Source organism: Niallia sp. 03133 (genome assembly GCF_052663225.1).
In genome coordinates this window covers 59,233-76,485 of record NZ_JBQTCY010000005.1, presented here as the reverse complement: position 1 = coordinate 76,485, position 17,253 = coordinate 59,233, and the positions used below count along the sequence as shown (strand labels likewise).

Annotated in this window: 15 protein-coding genes; all 15 read left to right on the top strand. The window is 37.0% G+C overall.

Features of this window, described 5'->3' with window-relative positions; translation table 11 throughout:
• The first annotated feature begins 123 nt into the window (after positions 1–123).
• The 15 genes from prfA (at position 124) to upp (ending at position 17,096) form a co-directional block, all read left to right on the top strand.
• On the top strand, positions 124–1,197 hold the full coding sequence (gene prfA / locus ACTYBU_RS08615; protein ID WP_445488900.1) for a peptide chain release factor 1: 1,074 nt from the start codon (positions 124–126) through the stop codon (positions 1,195–1,197).
• The gene (gene prmC / locus ACTYBU_RS08610; RefSeq protein WP_445488898.1) at positions 1,190–2,068 is read left to right on the top strand and encodes a peptide chain release factor N(5)-glutamine methyltransferase; all 879 of its coding nucleotides are present in this window, start codon (positions 1,190–1,192) and stop codon (positions 2,066–2,068) included. Before prfA ends, prmC begins: the two co-directional genes overlap by 8 nt.
• 213 nt (positions 2,069–2,281) lie before the next feature.
• Positions 2,282–3,022: a stage II sporulation protein R gene (gene spoIIR / locus ACTYBU_RS08605; RefSeq protein WP_445488896.1), complete on the top strand. Its 741-nt coding sequence runs from the start codon at positions 2,282–2,284 to the stop codon at positions 3,020–3,022.
• 408 nt (positions 3,023–3,430) lie between these two features.
• Complete coding sequence (locus ACTYBU_RS08600) at positions 3,431–4,345, top strand: proline dehydrogenase family protein (RefSeq protein WP_445488894.1); 915 nt, start codon at positions 3,431–3,433, stop codon at positions 4,343–4,345.
• Positions 4,346–4,719: 374 nt separating this feature from the next.
• Positions 4,720–6,291 carry an L-glutamate gamma-semialdehyde dehydrogenase gene (pruA, locus tag ACTYBU_RS08595; protein ID WP_445488892.1) on the top strand — a complete coding sequence of 524 codons (1,572 nt, stop codon included), beginning with the start codon at positions 4,720–4,722 and terminating at the stop codon, positions 6,289–6,291.
• 437 nt (positions 6,292–6,728) lie between these two features.
• Positions 6,729–8,393 carry a sigma-54 interaction domain-containing protein gene (locus tag ACTYBU_RS08590; RefSeq protein WP_445488891.1) on the top strand — a complete coding sequence of 555 codons (1,665 nt, stop codon included), beginning with the start codon at positions 6,729–6,731 and terminating at the stop codon, positions 8,391–8,393.
• Between the two features lie 148 nt (positions 8,394–8,541).
• Entirely contained in the window at positions 8,542–8,997 is a 456-nt protein-coding gene (locus tag ACTYBU_RS08585; protein WP_445488889.1) for a GNAT family N-acetyltransferase, read from the top strand.
• 174 nt (positions 8,998–9,171) lie between these two features.
• The gene (locus ACTYBU_RS08580) at positions 9,172–10,212 is read left to right on the top strand and encodes an L-threonylcarbamoyladenylate synthase (RefSeq protein WP_445488887.1); all 1,041 of its coding nucleotides are present in this window, start codon (positions 9,172–9,174) and stop codon (positions 10,210–10,212) included.
• Between the two features lie 391 nt (positions 10,213–10,603).
• Positions 10,604–11,158: a manganese efflux pump MntP gene (locus tag ACTYBU_RS08575; protein ID WP_445488885.1), complete on the top strand. Its 555-nt coding sequence runs from the start codon at positions 10,604–10,606 to the stop codon at positions 11,156–11,158.
• Between the two features lie 214 nt (positions 11,159–11,372).
• Positions 11,373–11,810, top strand: a complete 438-nt coding sequence (locus ACTYBU_RS08570; RefSeq protein ID WP_445488883.1) for a low molecular weight protein arginine phosphatase — start codon at positions 11,373–11,375, stop codon at positions 11,808–11,810.
• A gap of 19 nt (positions 11,811–11,829) precedes the next feature.
• Complete coding sequence (locus ACTYBU_RS08565; protein WP_445488881.1) at positions 11,830–13,125, top strand: methyl-accepting chemotaxis protein; 1,296 nt, start codon at positions 11,830–11,832, stop codon at positions 13,123–13,125.
• Between the two features lie 185 nt (positions 13,126–13,310).
• Positions 13,311–13,766: a ribose 5-phosphate isomerase B gene (gene rpiB / locus ACTYBU_RS08560; protein WP_445488879.1), complete on the top strand. Its 456-nt coding sequence runs from the start codon at positions 13,311–13,313 to the stop codon at positions 13,764–13,766.
• Between the two features lie 27 nt (positions 13,767–13,793).
• Positions 13,794–14,366, top strand: a complete 573-nt coding sequence (locus tag ACTYBU_RS08555) for a TIGR01440 family protein (protein ID WP_445488878.1) — start codon at positions 13,794–13,796, stop codon at positions 14,364–14,366.
• A gap of 674 nt (positions 14,367–15,040) precedes the next feature.
• Positions 15,041–16,282, top strand: coding sequence for a serine hydroxymethyltransferase (gene glyA, locus ACTYBU_RS08550; RefSeq protein WP_445488877.1), 1,242 nt, complete (start codon positions 15,041–15,043; stop codon positions 16,280–16,282).
• A 184-nt stretch (positions 16,283–16,466) separates the two neighbouring features.
• Entirely contained in the window at positions 16,467–17,096 is a 630-nt protein-coding gene (upp, locus tag ACTYBU_RS08545; RefSeq protein ID WP_445489268.1) for a uracil phosphoribosyltransferase, read from the top strand.
• The last annotated feature ends 157 nt before the right edge of the window (positions 17,097–17,253 follow it).

Here is a 17,253-nt window from a genome sequence, read left to right as displayed (position 1 = left end):
ATAGATTAAAATAGGGATTCATAATCCTTTTATCCCGAAAAAAGCAAGCATAATTTGGTTTTGACGGGTGTTATCGCCTATAATATAATTAATACGTTATGGAAAAAAATGAGGTGAAAATTTGTGTTTGATCGTCTGCAAGCTGTAGAGGACCGCTACGATAAGCTGAATGAGCTATTAAGTGATCCAGAAATTGTTAATGATACAAAAAAATTGCGTGAGTATTCTAAAGAACAATCAGATATTCAAGAAACTGTTGAAGCATATCGGGAATATAAAGAAGTAAAAGAGCAGCATAAAGAAGCAAAATCTATGCTGGAAGAGAAATTAGACGCGGAAATGCGCGAAATGGTAAAAGAAGAATTAGATGAAACTTCTGGGCGTATTGAAGAGTTGGAAGCCCGCTTGAAAATATTGCTGATTCCCAAAGACCCAAATGATGATAAAAACGTTATTATGGAGGTTCGTGGAGCTGCCGGCGGTGATGAAGCAGCATTGTTTGCTGGTGATTTATACCGGATGTACAGCCGATATGCAGAATCGCAAGGCTGGAAAATTGAAATCATTGATGCAAGTACAACAGGAGTTGGCGGCTATAAAGAGATTATCTTTATGATTAATGGAAAAGGCGCCTATTCAAAAATGAAGTTTGAAAATGGGGCGCACCGTGTGCAGCGTGTTCCAGAAACGGAATCAGGAGGACGTATTCATACTTCAACAGCGACTGTTGCTTGTTTGCCTGAGGCAGAAGAGGTAGAGATCGAAATTCATGAAAAAGACATTCGTGTTGATACCTTTGCTTCAAGTGGGCCAGGGGGACAAAGTGTAAACACTACGATGTCTGCAGTACGTTTAACTCACTTGCCTACAGGTACTGTCGTATCATGCCAAGATGAAAAGTCGCAGATTAAAAACAAAGAAAAAGCAATGAAAGTACTCCGTGCTCGTGTTTATGATAAATTTCAACAGGAAGCACAGGCAGAATATGACCAACAGCGCAAATCGGCAGTTGGGACTGGTGATCGTTCAGAGCGAATTAGAACATATAACTTCCCGCAAAATCGTGTAACAGATCATCGCATCGGTCTTACTATTCAAAAGCTGGATCAAATCCTGCAAGGTAAAATGGACGATATCATTGATGCGTTAATTTTTGAAGAACAATCAAGCCGCCTAGAAAGTGCTTCTGATGTGTAAAAATAACCAAGTAAGAGTTTTTGAGGCCCTGAAATGGGCTTCTTCTTATTTATATCAACATAATCGGGAAGAATATGCAGCGGAGCTGCTCTTAAGACATGTGCTTCAAATTAGCCGATCCGAAATGTTAATGAAATTTCGAGAGGAAATGAATGGGGAAAATTTGTCCAAGTTCAAACATTATGTCTCCCTGCATGCGGATGGACAGCCTGTTCAATACATTATTGGATATGAAGAATTTTATGGAAGAAAATTTAAAGTAACGAAAGAGGTTCTTATTCCAAGACCGGAAACGGAAGAATTAGTGGAAGGCGCGATAAAAAGAATAAACAAACTTTTTAAAGAGAAAAAAGAGCTGAAGTTGGCTGATATCGGAACAGGAAGCGGTGCAATTGCTATCACGATGCAATTAGAAGTTCCTGCCCTTCAAGTAACTGCTACTGACCTGTATCCATCCTCCTTGCAAATGGCAAAAGAAAACGCCGAGGAATTAGGTGCGGAATCTATTCGGTTTGCAGTAGGAGACTTGCTTGCACCTTTTCTAGAAAAAAAACAAACATATGATATTATCCTATCCAATCCTCCTTATATTCCAATAAGTGATGAAAAGGAAATGTCGGATGTTGTGACGAAGCATGAACCGCATCGAGCTTTATTTGCAGGGGAAGATGGGTTGACCATTTACAGAAGACTATGCAAAGAACTTCCTTTTGTATTAAAGAAACAAGGACTAGTTGGCTTTGAGGTTGGAGCGGGGCAAAGCAAAGCAGTATCTGCCCTGCTGCAGTCAGCGTTTCCTGAAGGGAAAATTGAAGTAGTATTCGATATTAATGGAAAAGATCGCATGGTTTTTGCAGAGGTTGGATTTTAGAGAGAGAATGTTGTTTCAAAGCCGGAAAATTTCCATTCATACTTTTTCGATACATTAGCCGCTGCTAACTTAGCAGTGGTTTTTTTTGTATGTTATTTGCATGTCTATTTATACAGATACTTCCAAATGAAAAAACTAGTAAAAAATTATTTTGCTAGTTTAAGATTGTTGTAACCTGTCCACACTATGGATAGTGAAGGGGCGGTGCTTAATATGAGAAAAAAACCAATGGCAACCATGTATTTATTTGTACTTATTATATCTACAGTTGTAAGTTTATATATACCGAAAAACGAAGTAACGGCAAATGATGAAGTCGTTATTCCAAGTGATGCAATCCGGTTAAGAATCTTAGCGAACAGTGACAAGGAAGAAGACCAGGCTTTAAAAAGAAAAGTGAGAGATGCTGTAAATAAAGAAATTACCATATGGGTATCAGAGTTAACCTCTAAAGAAGAAGCGAAAAAATTATTGCAGTCAAAATTGCCGGAAATTCAAAAAATAGCGGAAAAAGTTATAATGGAAGAAAATGTAAAACAAACAGTGAAAGTAAATTTTGGAAAAGTGGATTTTCCTACAAAATTATATGGCGAATTTCTATATCCTGCAGGACAATATGAAGCGATCCTTATTACTTTAGGAAAAGGAGAAGGAGCGAATTGGTGGTGTGTATTATTTCCCCCATTATGCTTCCTTGATTTTTCAAATGGAGTGGCAGTAAGTGATGGATTTGATGGAAAAGACGGAAAAAAACAAGAAAAACAACCAAAGAAACAAGAAGTGAAACAAGAAAACAAAAAAGAACAACAGGTAAAGAAAGTCAAAAATGTGGATAAAAATAACGAGGAAAAACAAAAAAATAAAAAAGATCCTGTATATGTAGAGGAAACAAAAGAAGATAAAGTAGAAGTGAAATTTTTTATAGTAGAGATGTGGGACGAGATATTTGGATGACAATCGAAAAAAGTCTGCACTTTTTATCAGTACAAACTGATGATCGTGCAGTCTTTTTTTATTAAGGCTCTGTTAAGCGATAATGTTGATTTTGGAAGGAAATTTGCGAGACTCCTGCGGAAAAACGGGCTGGAAAGACCCCGCAGGGAGGTACGACCGAGGAGACTTGCCAGTTCGTCCGTGGAAAGCGAGTGAATTTGCTGACCGTTATAAATCAACACTGAAATTTAACAGAGCCTTTATTAAAAAATATGTCAGAATTTTTAACAAATTACTATATTTTCTATATGGCAATAGTATATAATGCAATTAATAAATATACACTTTTGTTCAAATTTATATCTATGAACAAAAGTGTTCAGTTGAATAGTTAATGAGAATCGTTATCAAAAAAAGGGGTGAGTGAAGTTGGAAGTAGTGATGAGAAATATGTTTCAGTCATTGGCAAAAAACACGTCTGCAAATAAGTTAGCAAAAAAATATGGCTTGCGTTTCGGAGCTAGTAGGTTTGTTGCAGGAGAAACCATCTCACAAGCAATTGAAAGTGTGAAGGACTTAAATAATGCTGGAAAAGCAGGAACGCTTGATCACCTAGGTGAATTTGTCTATTCGGAGGCTGAGGCCCGAGAATCAGCTGAAATGTGCTTGCAAACATTGGATGCCATTCATGCTTCTGGTGTTCAATCCAATTTATCCCTCAAAATGACCTCACTTGGATTAGACATCAATAAAGACTTATGTATAAAAAATATGAAAATAATTTTGGAACGAGCAAAACAATATGGGAATTTTGTGCGAATTGATATGGAGGACTATGCACACTGTCAAATCACCATTGATATCTATAAAGAACTATCCAGCATTTTTGATAATGTTGGTTTAGTAATACAAGCATATTTGTATAGAACTGAAGAGGATATGAAGCTTTTGAACGATTTAAAAGCAAATCTTCGTCTGGTAAAGGGGGCATATAAAGAGTCCGCAGAAGTGGCATTCCCGCAAAAAAAAGAGGTGGATGAAAATTTCAAAAAAATCATAAAAAACCATTTGCTTAATGGCAATTATACAGCTGTAGCAAGCCACGATCAGCAGATTATTGATTTTACCAAAAAAATCGTTGCCGAATATGGGATTGATAATAGCCGATTTGAATTTCAGATGTTATATGGCATATGTGTCGAATTGCAAAACAAGCTAATAAGTGAAGGATATAAGGTAAGGGTTTATGTCCCATTTGGCGTCGATTGGTTTGGTTATTTTATGCGGAGGTTAGCAGAAAGACCGGCTAATGTATGGTTTGTACTGAAAAACTTTTTTAAATAAGGCTGTGTTAAAGCGAATTGTTGATTTTGGCACTTTGGTGATTGGAGCGGATATGTGAGACTCCTGCGGGAAAAGCGAGTCAAAGGGAGGCCCCACAGGCGCATAGCGACGAATCGGCTCAGGCGCAGCCCTGCGGAAAGCGTGTGGTAAGCCTATGGAAACCGAGTGAAAACCTATTTCGTTGCTTGGATTATTACTACCTATATTTTATAGCATTCACTTATTCAGTGGCCTCCGCATAGCGCTGAGAAGGCTCCCGGATCCCCCGCGGAAAGCGAACGCCTCTCGCTGCAATCAACAGGCAAGTTTAACAGCCCCTTCTATAAAGATATAGGTTTTAAGTTTACTAGAATAAGAAGCAAAGGAGAATGAAAATGATAAATTTAACAACTATTCCAGCTTATAAAAATGAAGCATTAACGGATTTTACGGTGAAGGAAAATAAAGCTGCATTTGAACAGGCTTTAGCAAAAGTGAAAGGAGAATTGGATAAAACGTATCCGCTCGTTATTGGAAAAGATAAAATTGTAACAGAGGAAAAAACAACTTCCATTAATCCTGGAAATGTGGATGAAATAATAGGAGAAGTCAGCAAAGGATCGAAAGTATATGCAGAACAAGCAATGCAAGAAGCATTGAATGCATTTGAAAGCTGGAAAAAAGTAAAGCCATTAGAACGTGCAGAATACTTATTGAAAGCAGCAGATTTAATGCGTCAACGCAAACATGAGTTTTCTGCTTATTTAGTTTATGAGTCAGGGAAAAATTGGGTAGAAGCAGATGCAGATACGGCAGAAGCGATCGATTTCTTGGAGTTTTATGCCCGAGAGATGATTCGTTTAAGTGAAACATCTGCCAAACAGCCTCTATTTCCAACTGCAGGAGAAACGGATAATAAAATTACCTATATTCCATTAGGAGTAGGAATTGTTATTTCTCCATTTAACTTCCCGCTGGCTATTATGGCAGGAACAACAGTAGCTGCAGTTGTTTCTGGGAATACGGTCATATTAAAACCATCTGATACAACACCGGTAATTGCGGCAAAATTTGTTGAATTAATGGAAGAAGTTGGACTTCCTCCAGGAGTGATTAACTTTGTTCCAGGTGATGGAATTGATGTGGGAGAATATTTGGTTGAGCATCCAAAAACAAGGTTTATTTCCTTTACTGGCTCTCGAGCAGTAGGGTGCAGAATTTATGAACGTGCATCGGCAGTACAGCCTGGGCAAATTTGGTTAAAACGTGTTATTGCTGAAATGGGAGGAAAAGATGGAATTGTCGTCGATGAAACAGCAGATATAGATGCGGCTGCACAGGCAATTGTTGCATCAGCTTTTGGATTCCAAGGACAGAAATGTTCGGCAGGTTCACGTGCCATAATTGTTGAGGCAGTATATGATAGTGTGGTGGAAAAAGTAGTGGCATTAACCCAAAAATTACGAGTAGGATTACCAGAAGAAAATACTTCAGTAGGTCCTGTAATCGATCAAAAAGCAATGGATAAAATTCTTTCTTATATTGAAATTGGAAAAAAAGAAGGGAAATTGCTGATTGGCGGATTTCGTGCAGAAGGAAACGGCTATTATATCGAACCGACTATTTTTGCAGATGTTGCACCACAGGCAAGGATTATGCAAGAGGAAATTTTTGGGCCAGTTTTAGCGCTCTCCAAAGTTCCTGATTGGAAAACAGGTATAGATGTTTACAATAATACTGAATATGGATTAACAGGTTCTTTCTTTTCAGGAAGAGAAGAGCGCATTGATTACGCGCTTGATAATATGCATTGCGGGAATCTTTATATCAACAAAAAATGCACAGGCGCATTAGTTGGTGTTCATCCATTTGGCGGTTTTAATATGTCAGGAACTGATTCTAAAGCTGGTGGATTTGATTACCTCTTATTATTTACACAAGCAAAACTAAGCTCAAAAAAAGTATAATAGTAGATAAAAAATAGCAAAAATATAAGAATGAAGGAATAAGCTGATAATTATTTAATAACAGTTTCAGTACAGACGAAAACAGGCATGTTCTTCTGATTCTTGGAATGGGAACTTATTTTTCAAGGGAGATCCAGAGAATGAAAGCAGTAAATTTGTCAACAAACTGGAGTCTGTGAAATAAATAAGGTATCGGCTTATTTCTACTAAAAAGCGAGTTTTCCCATACAGCTCCATAAGGAAGTTTGCAGTTGCAAATAATAATGGTGGTTTGAGCGGAGCCGTTTTATACACAAAATGAATAAAAATAAAAGAAAAGGCAGTCTAATTATAGGATTAAATATCAAGCAAGCGAAACTTCATCTTCTCGACTGTATAGCTAAGAGTGCTGAACATATGTTAAATTATTAATTATTATCGTATGAAAGGAAATTGTTATGTTCATTCATTCACATTTTGAACTAGAGAAATCCTTTTTAGAGATTGCCATTAACGAAGATAAACAATCTCTCCCGGATTTATTCGCTCAATATGATTATATTGTAATAAAAGCAGATCGCGAGTGGTATTGCATGGAGAAGGAGGAAGCAATACTCTTAGAAATAGGCAAAGAGCAGCACACAATAGAAGAGTGGCTGAACACACTTCGCATACCCTCCTCCTCTATTGCCACATTCGAAACGATTCATCGATGTATAAAATGGGAGCGCCCTGTGCTTATTATGGACGAAGCGAAGCAAAAGGTCATGTGCGTTTTGTCTGCTTCTGAACGAGTTCACTACTTGCAGCAAGCCAATAATCAACTTTCTGCATTTTTTAAAACATTGGCAGAAACGATTAATGATGCAGTTACAGCAGTAGATAAAGAAGGGAATGTAGTTTATTGGAATGGGGTAGCTGAAACAACGTATAACATAAGAAAAGAAGCAATTATCGGAAAGAAAATTGGGGAACACTTTGATGCAGATTCGATTTTTTTGCATCATATTCTAAAAGAGGGAAATCCTGTTCGGGGCATCTATCATCGGCCTAATGAAAATACACATGTTTTAATGAATGCATCGCCGATTATTGATAATAATCGAATTATCGGTGGGGTTGCCACTGAACATGACATTACAAAAATGGTTTATCTAAATAAAGAATTAGATTCTAACCTGCCGCTGCGAGTGCAAAAAGATGCACCATTTTCATCCATTGTGACGGAAAATGAAGAAGTAAATAAAGCGGTGGAAATAGCTCAAAAAATGACACATGCAGATATTCCCGTTTTAATAACAGGTGAAAGGGGAACTGGCAAAGAATTGCTTGCACAAGCCATTCATTATGGAGGATCTAAAAACAATCAGCCGTTTATTTCCTTAAACTGCTCCGTTATCCCGACAGATGTGTTAGAAATGGAGCTTTTTGGCTATCAGAAAGTATCTTTCCAGTCAGGGAAAGAAGAGGAGATGGCAGGGAAGCTGGAACAAGCAAAAAATGGGTCATTATTTATTGAGGATATCGAAAAAATGTCATTAGCTGTACAGCAAAAATTAATGGATTACATGGCAAAAGGCAGATTTACCCGTGTCGGTGGAAAAAGAGAGATAACATCGAAAACAAGAGTCATCACATCATCTTCGCAAAGTTTAATGAAGCTAGCGAAAAAGGAAAAGTTTAATGAGAAGCTTTACTTTCAATTAAGCGTTATTCAAATTGAAATCCCGCCGCTTCGCAATAGGAAGGAAGATATTCCGCATTTAATACATCAATTCATAAAAGAGTATGGAGAAAAGCATCAAAAAAAGAAGGTAGAAATAGGAGAAATGGCATTAAATAAATTAATGAAGTATGATTGGCCAGGAAATGTAAAAGAATTAAGAAATGTAGTGGAACGTTGTATTCTTTTAACAGAAGATAATAAAGAAGTCTCTATTGAAAATTTGCCGGCTGAAATAATAGAAATAGCCTCCTATTTTTCAGATAACAATAAAAAGGAAGAAATAGAACGAATTGAAGAAGCGCTTCATAAAACGTATGGAAATAAAAGTGCTGCAGCAAACCTTTTAGGAATATCAAGAGGAACACTTTATAATAAAATAAAAGAATACGGATTATAACAATACGTGTAGAGCTAAAAAGCATCATTAGCGGTTAATAAGCTGACACGAAAACGGTTTTTAACATTCTAGCATTTTTTTCGCTCTCCTTTCATAGTAATAGAATATCACTTAGAAAGCTTAATCTATTACTTGAGGAGGAAAATGAATGCAGAAAACAATTCGACAAGCACAAGCAAAAGACCTTGATCAAATCCAATCCTTTTTAAGGAAAACAGAATTGGAAATGAATGAATTGAAAAAATGGCTAGAATATTATCTGCTTGTTGAGGATGCTAGTGGAAAGTTGATTGGTACCATTGGCATTCACCCATTTGATAAAATAGGACTTCTTCGGTCGCTTGTTTTATCCAATGCAAATGCAGAAGAAATTCTCTATTTGCTGCAGCAAACAATAAAAATGGCAAAAGACAAGAATCTTGAGTCATTATACTGTATGATAAATAATCAAAATGCTGCTCAGTTATTTTCTCTCTTGGGATTTGATAGAATCGAGAAAACAGAGCTGCCCAAGGTATTAAAAACGTCGAATGCTGTAGCCAAGATATCAACTGTTAATAACCTTGAATTTATGTATTATTCTATAAGAAGTGTGGATAAATAAAGTGACTTATCCACTTTTTCACTTATTTTATTCACAATTTGTGGATAAAACATGCTTTTATCCACTTTTTTCATCATAATAAGATGAGATTGAAGCAAAAGGAAATGTCGAAAAATGTGGAAAGTAAGCCGTTTAGCCAAATAATAAAAAAGATTTTTGTGAAGGTGGATAAAAATGAAAACAAGTTACTGGTTAGTGGATAAAAATGTGGATACAAAACATAGTTATCCACAAATTCAACAGGCTGCTGACCTTTTAAAAAAAAATGAAGTAATTGCTTTTCCAACCGAAACGGTTTACGGGCTAGGGGGAAATGCAAAAGATGATGACGCCATAAAAAAAATTTTTGCAGCAAAAGGGCGGCCATCCGATAACCCTCTTATTATACATATAGCGAAACAAGAGCAATTAGCTGAAATAGTGGAAGAAATACCGGAAGTTGCCCAAAAACTAATGGCATCCTTTTGGCCGGGAGCATTGACCATTATTTTTCGTGCGAAAAAGGGAACATTATCTCAATATGCGACTGCTGGCTTACAAACAGTAGCGGTGCGTATGCCAGATCATCCTGTTGCCTTGAAATTATTGGAAGAAGTGGATTTGCCGATTGCCGCACCAAGCGCCAACCGTTCTGGAAAACCGAGCCCAACAACCGCTTTGCATGTAAAGGAAGATTTAGACCAAATCATCGCAGGAATCGTAGATGGAGGACCAACAGGCGTTGGAGTGGAATCAACGGTAATCGATTGTACGGATCTTCTCCCTGTCATTTTACGCCCCGGTGGAATTACAAAAGAACAGATCGAAGAATTAGTGGGGGAAGTCGGACTGGATCCTGCACTTATCAACAAAGAATCTAAACCGAAAGCACCTGGCATGAAATACAGTCATTATGCACCAAATGCTCCGATGTTCTTGGTAAATGGAACAAAAGAGAGAATACAATGCTTGGTGGATGAAGAGAGAAACAAAGGGAAAAAAGTAGGTTTATTAACAACAGAAGAAAATAAAAGCTACTACGATGCAGATTATATTTTTGCTTGTGGAAAAAGGGCAGAGTTACATTCAGTTGCTGCTTCTTTATATGAGGGGTTAAGAAGTTTTAACCACCAGGATGTGGAGATTATCTTTTGTGAAATGTTTCCGCTTGAAGGTGTCGGACAGGCCATTATGAATAGATTAATGAAAGCTGCTTCCCATCAAGTAATGGACTGAGTTCATTCTAAAGCAGATCAAAGCATAACGATAATTGATATCTTCTTGTAAACAAGAAGATATCAACATGTGGATAAGTCTGATCTTATAGAAGCAGCTTTCATGTGAAAACTAGATCATTCTCCATCTCTGATTTCTGAAACTTAATCGGCTCGAAGCCCTCCGAAGTACAGGATGTACAAGTGCCGATGTTGCAACAGGCTCGAAGGATGCGAGTCAATCGACGTTGCAACAGGACGTTGCGTATTTAGTCGATTTTCCTCTTTTGCGTATTTAATCGGCCAGTTCGTACGGCAATAAGCAAAGCGCTTTCGCTTTTCTTGTAGAAATTGCTTCTAAAATAACTTGGACGTGCATAATCTCTAATTAGCAAGTCCAAGGAGGCGGAGGAATGTCTGCATTAATGGGAGAAGTATACACATTAATTTTAATGGCATTTGCATTAGGAATGGACGCATTTTCTGTTGCATTGGGAATGGGAATGTATAAGCTCCGATTAAGGCAAATAGTTAAAGTCGGCCTTACAATTGGTGTTTTTCATGTAATCATGCCGCTGATTGGCATCGTTGCAGGCAGATTCTTATCAGAAAATTTTGGTGCAGTTGCCATGTACATAGGTGGGGGGTTGCTTATTATTTTAGGCATCCAAATGATTTGGTCTGTTTTTAAAGAAGAAGAAGCATATAAAATCACGCCAGTCGGTTTTGGTCTGCTGTTATTTTCCCTTAGTGTAAGCTTAGATAGCTTTTCTGTAGGCTTAAGCTTAGGAATTTATCAGGCGAGAACTGCTGTTGTATTAGCATGCTTCGGCATAGGAGCAACCGTTTTAACATGGGCAGGACTAATAATCGGCAGAAAAGTTCAAGGTTGGTTGGGAACCTACGGAGAAGTACTTGGCGGTGGAATCCTTTTAACCTTCGGAATAAAATTGTTGCTTAACTTTTAAGTTCTACAATTTCCAGAGAGGGTAAAGGTGATTAATTTCCTTTGGGATAAGCAGCTTAAGAAACACAAAATAGGAGGGCTAGCTGAAGCTGGGCCTTTTTTTCCGTTGATTAAAGCTAATTAAAACTAGGAAAGATAGGTGCAGAGAAAGAAATAGGATTTTTAGGAAATTTACTCTATAATGGTAGGTGGATAAGTAGAAGGAGGATGGAAAAATGTATCGTGTTTTATTTGTATGCACAGGAAATACTTGTCGAAGTCCAATGGCGGAAGCAATTTTAAAAAATAAAAAGCTTAAAAATGTGGAAGTAAAATCAGCTGGGGTATATGCAATGGATGGCGGAAAAGCATCCTTTCAAGCACAAGAAGTTTTGGCTGAAAAAGGAATAGAGAATGATCATGCATCTTCCATGCTTACAAAAGAATTATTGGATTGGGCAACACATATATTTACGATGACAAATGGCCATAAAAATGCTATAGTAGCACAATTTCCATCTACTATCGAGAAAACGTTTACTTTAAAAGAATTTGCAATAGAAGACAAAAGCGGGGATGTAATCGATCCTTTTGGCGGTTCCGTTGAGCATTATCGAAAAACATTCCAAGAATTAGATTATTTAATACAAAGTATATTAAATAAATTAGATTAATAGTTGGTGAGGAGAAAGCATGGAAGTAAAGATGCACTATAAATTTAGCTTAAGAAAAAAACTTGCATTATTTATAACGATTTTGGCATTAGTCACCTATTCAACTAGTGCTCTTTTTATATACGTTTTGTATCCGCTCCTTCGAAATAAAATAGAAATTAGTTCTGTTAGTTTTACCATTATTACATTGCTTATGGGGATTTTCTGGTCGAGCTTTTTAGCATTCACAGCTGCCGGTTTTGTCATTAACCCTCTTCAGCGGTTAGAAAGAACAGCTTTACAAGCAGCTCATGGAAATATTAAAGAGGATGCTGAAATTTCGAGGTCTGATGATGAAATCAAGTCTTTGGGAAATGCATTTAATCATATGCTTTTTAACTTAAGGGAAATGGTGCAAAAAATTGAAAATAATTTCAATGAAACAAATGCCACAGTAAAAGTTATAACAGGAGAAACAGAGAAGGCATCAAAGCAAACGCTTGCAATATCAAAAGCGGTGGAAGAAATCACGGCAGGTGCAGAAATATCGGCAAAATCTGTACAAGATACTGCAATTTCCGTGGATGAAGCAATGGAAATAGCACAAACTGTTCAAGAGAAAGCAAATGCATCGCTGCAAACATCTAATCAAATGGTGAACCATTTACAGGAAACCAATAAGGTTGTTCTATCCTTAATAAATGGATTGAAATCAATAGTAGAAGATAATCATACCTCTTTGCAATCTGTTCAAAAATTGGAGATGAATGCAGAAAAGGTAGAAGGAATTATTAAACTAGTTGGGGACATTGCATCACAAACAAACTTATTGGCATTAAATGCCTCGATCGAAGCAGCACGTGCTGGAGAGCATGGAGCAGGATTTGCGGTAGTAGCAGAAGAAGTAAGGCGCTTGGCTGATCAAAGTGGGAAGGCTGTTGGAGGAATTGCAGATCTTATAAAAAATATGCAATCAGAAGTGAAAAACGTTGTAAAACAATTGCAAAAACAGGTTATTAATGCAGAAGAGGAAGCTTCAAGAGGAGAACAAGCAAATGCAATCTTCAAAGATATGGATGATACTATTAAGGATATGGCGGATGGGGTGACAAGCATTACAGGGCTTGTAAGGCGACAAATGGAGCAAATATACCAAACCTCTCAACAAGCACAAGAAATGGCGGCAGTAGCTGAAGAAACGTCAGCAGGTGCTCATCAGGTTGCTTGTATTACAGAAAATCAGACACAATTAATGGGCAAAGTGGAACAATTGGCATTAGAACTGCGGACGCATGCGGAAGAATTAAAAACAACTATTTTCCGCTTTAAATTCTAGTTCTTTTCCATCATTATATTAGTTGTTTAGAATAAGAGAAAGTGGCATACATTCTTCAGAGAGGGTTTGCTTGTAAGAGTTAAACCCAGTCTAATACAAGATAAAATATTTTTCTTTTTCCTAGTCTTTTTATTTTAACTTTTTTATGTGAGAATATATTTTGTGATAGAGGGGAGATGGAGAACATGAAAGTTGCTATAGCATCAGACCATGGTGGAATTGTAATGCGAGAAGAAGTAATTAAATTGTTAGAACAATTAGGAATAGAATATAAGGATTTTGGATGTGACTGTAACTGTAAGGCTTCTGTAGATTATCCGGATTATGCATTGCCAGTTGCCGAGAAAGTGGCAAACGGTGAGTTTGATAGAGGGATATTAATATGCGGAACAGGGATTGGCATGAGTATTGCTGCGAATAAAGTAAAGGGAATTCGCTGTGCTTTAGTTCATGATGTTTACAGTGCGAAATTAACCCGTGAGCATAACGATAGCAATATAATAGCAATGGGTGAGCGTGTAATTGGACCTGGATTAGCATGTGAAATTGTCCAAGTTTGGCTGCAATCAAAATTTAGTGGTCAAAGACATGGGAATAGATTAAAGAAAATAGCTGAATATGAAGAAAGTCATTTAAATTAATCAAATCGTTCGAAAGGCCGTGTTTTTATGAAAAATGAAAAAGTAGCTTTAGAACAACAATTAGAAACGATTATTTCGGAATACCAAGAACAAGCAAATCTAATGAAACGCCATCTTTTTGTTATAGGCTGCAGTACAAGTGAAGTAGTCGGCCGCAAAATAGGAACATCTGGAACGATTGATGTGGCAGAGATCATCTTTGAAAAATTCCGAGATTATCAACAGAAAACAGGTGTATCCTTAGCTTTTCAATGCTGTGAGCATTTAAACCGAGCCTTGGTAGTAGAAAGAAACCTATTGGAAGAGCGTGGACTGACAGAAGTATCTGTAATACCTGTCCGCCATGCTGGCGGCGCAATGGCAACATATGCTTATCATCATATGGAAGATCCGGTTATAGTCGAGTTTATTGAAGCAGATGGCGGGATCGATATTGGAGATACCTTTATTGGCATGCATTTAAAACATGTGGCTGTACCTATCAGAACGTCTATCCAGCAACTAGGAGAAGCGCATGTGACAATGGCCAAATCACGCCCAAAATTAATTGGCGGCCAAAGAGCTGTCTATGAAAAAACAAAAGAAAACGAATCTTGTTAACAAGAAAAGCGAAAGCGCCCGTTAAGCGACGAACGGACTGGCAACATGCATTGCAGCTAGACGGTTACTAACTGCAAATTTAAATTTTTTCCTTACTATTAAAAGGATATTCGTAGTAAAGACTATGTTCTCTATTATGAATATCCTTTTATTGATGATAAGGGAATTATCACTTGCTCTGCCTTTATGTAACTAACAATCAAAAATATTCCCTAATACTTACACTTTATCCCACTCTTAACGGGCAGTAAAACCCCCGCCTCAAGATTCCGAGAAATCAAGGAAGATAGGCGTTGAAACTTGCCCGTAAAGGTCCGATAAGTGCAACTAACCATCAGTGGGGGATGAGGAAAACCCCCACTGATGGAAGTTAACTTATATTTATATAATGTTCTTGCAGGAAAGAAATGAATAGTAATTATATTTTATGGTAAAATAGAGAGAAGAAATATTTTTTGAAAATAACAGATATTAGTGAATTGCTGAAAAACATAGTTAATTCCCTCTTATTTTATTTATGTGAACAAGAAAATACGAACGATAGTATTAAAAATAAAATTTATAATTCGTATTTTTCTATCTTTCTTTTTAAAAACATTACATGTTAGAATATAATAGGATTTACGGTTATATAGATAGAGAAAAATATACGAACATGTTAGGGAGGATTACAAATGAAGCATTTAGCACAACAAGACGAGCAAGTATATAAAGCGATTCAACTAGAATTAGGTCGTCAAAGATCAAAAATTGAATTAATAGCATCAGAAAACTTTGTCAGTGAAGCAGTAATGGAAGCGCAAGGTTCTGTTTTAACAAATAAATACGCAGAAGGATATCCTGGGAAACGCTACTATGGCGGCTGCGAATATGTAGATATCGTAGAAGATATCGCTAGAGACCGTGCAAAAGAAATCTTCGGTGCAGAATATGTAAATGTTCAGCCTCATTCAGGGGCACAAGCAAACATGGCTGTATATTTTACTATTTTAGAACCTGGTGATACAGTTCTAGGGATGAACTTATCCCACGGTGGTCATTTAACACACGGAAGCCCTGTGAATTTCAGTGGTGTTCTATACAATTTTGTTGAATATGGTGTAGACAAAGAAACTCAATATATTAATTATGAAGATGTAAGAGAAAAAGCTCTAGCACATAAACCAAAACTAATTGTTGCTGGTGCTAGTGCATACCCTCGTGAAATCGACTTTAAAAAATTCCGCGAGATAGCAGATGAAGTTGGTGCACTATTAATGGTGGATATGGCTCATATTGCTGGTCTAGTTGCTGCGGGGCTGCATCAAAATCCAGTTCCTTATGCAGATTTTGTAACAACTACAACACATAAAACATTACGTGGACCTCGCGGCGGAATGATTTTATGCAAAGAAGAATATGGCAAAAAAATCGATAAATCTATTTTCCCAGGAATTCAAGGCGGACCATTAATGCATGTTATTTCTGCAAAAGCAATTGCGTTTGGAGAAGCATTGCAAGATGGATTTAAAGTATACGCACAAAACATCATCAATAATGCAAAAAGGCTAGCAGAAGGCTTGCAAAAAGAAGGCTTAAACCTAGTATCCGGCGGAACAGACAATCATTTATTATTAGTAGATCTTCAATCTCTTGGATTAACAGGCAAAGTAGCAGAGCATGTGCTGGACGAAGTGGGAATTACTGTTAATAAAAATGCTATTCCGTTTGATCCTGCAAGTCCATTTGTAACAAGTGGTATTCGTATTGGTACAGCAGCAGTTACGTCACGTGGCTTTGGTGTAGAAGACATGGATGAAATAGCTTCTATTATCGGTTTTACACTTAAAAACCATGATAACGCAGAAAAATTAGCAGAAGCAGCTAAACGAGTAGAAGCATTAACAAGTAAATTTGTTTTATATAAAGAGTTATAAGAAAAAAGCAGCAAACCTTAAGATAGGATAATCTTAGGGTTTGCTTTTTTTATAGGGAGATTTCATAAAAAGATGAATTTATAATGGAATAGAATGAATGATATATTTGTTGCTTCACTATTATTTTTTCTGTAAAATAGATAGAAGTGTGTTTTTGAAAAAAGAAGGAAACGGAGTGAATGTTGTGGCAAAAGTATTTGTATTTGATCACCCACTTATTCAGCATAAACTTACATACATCAGAGAAGTACAAACAGGTACGAAAGAATTTAGAGAATTAGTAGATGAAGTTGCAACATTAATGGCTTTTGAAATCACTCGTGATATGCCTTTAGAAGAAATTGAAATTGAAACACCTGTAAGCAAAACAAAATCAAAAGTACTTTCTGGGAAAAAATTAGGAATCATCCCTATTTTACGAGCAGGGATTGGGATGGTTGACGGCATTTTAAAGCTGATTCCAGCTGCAAAAGTAGGGCATATCGGTTTATACCGTGATCCTAAAACACTAAAACCAATAGAATATTATGTAAAGTTACCATCTGATGTGGAAGAAAGAGATTTTATCGTGGTCGATCCAATGCTTGCAACGGGTGGATCAGCTGTTGAAGCGATTAATTCCTTGAAAAAACGCGGTGGAAAAAATATTAAATTTATGTGCTTAATCGCTGCGCCAGAAGGAGTAGAAATCCTTAAAGAAGCACATCCGGATGTCGACATTTATATTGCGGCACTAGATGAAAAATTGAACGAAAAAGGTTACATTGTACCAGGTCTAGGCGACGCAGGAGACCGTTTATTTGGTACAAAATAAATAGATGAACGTTTCTTAGCCTGTCACTCTTACAGAGTGGCCGGCTTTTTCTTATTTAAAAGTAGGAGACCGAACGAAGCTGGACGCTTCTAACAGAAAAAAACCTCTAGATATTTCCTTCTATTATCCTCTGATTAGAAATCGCACATATTTTTCT

Coding starts and splice junctions, on each gene's coding strand:
- prmC (WP_445488898.1), top strand. CDS start 1,190: ATGTGTAAAAATAACCAAGTAAGAGTTTTTGAGGCCCTGAAATGGGCT.
- spoIIR (WP_445488896.1), top strand. CDS start 2,282: ATGAGAAAAAAACCAATGGCAACCATGTATTTATTTGTACTTATTATA.
- pruA (WP_445488892.1), top strand. CDS start 4,720: ATGATAAATTTAACAACTATTCCAGCTTATAAAAATGAAGCATTAACG.
- ACTYBU_RS08590 (WP_445488891.1), top strand. CDS start 6,729: ATGTTCATTCATTCACATTTTGAACTAGAGAAATCCTTTTTAGAGATT.
- ACTYBU_RS08585 (WP_445488889.1), top strand. CDS start 8,542: ATGCAGAAAACAATTCGACAAGCACAAGCAAAAGACCTTGATCAAATC.
- ACTYBU_RS08580 (WP_445488887.1), top strand. CDS start 9,172: ATGAAAACAAGTTACTGGTTAGTGGATAAAAATGTGGATACAAAACAT.
- ACTYBU_RS08575 (WP_445488885.1), top strand. CDS start 10,604: ATGTCTGCATTAATGGGAGAAGTATACACATTAATTTTAATGGCATTT.
- ACTYBU_RS08570 (WP_445488883.1), top strand. CDS start 11,373: ATGTATCGTGTTTTATTTGTATGCACAGGAAATACTTGTCGAAGTCCA.
- ACTYBU_RS08565 (WP_445488881.1), top strand. CDS start 11,830: ATGGAAGTAAAGATGCACTATAAATTTAGCTTAAGAAAAAAACTTGCA.
- rpiB (WP_445488879.1), top strand. CDS start 13,311: ATGAAAGTTGCTATAGCATCAGACCATGGTGGAATTGTAATGCGAGAA.
- ACTYBU_RS08555 (WP_445488878.1), top strand. CDS start 13,794: ATGAAAAATGAAAAAGTAGCTTTAGAACAACAATTAGAAACGATTATT.
- glyA (WP_445488877.1), top strand. CDS start 15,041: ATGAAGCATTTAGCACAACAAGACGAGCAAGTATATAAAGCGATTCAA.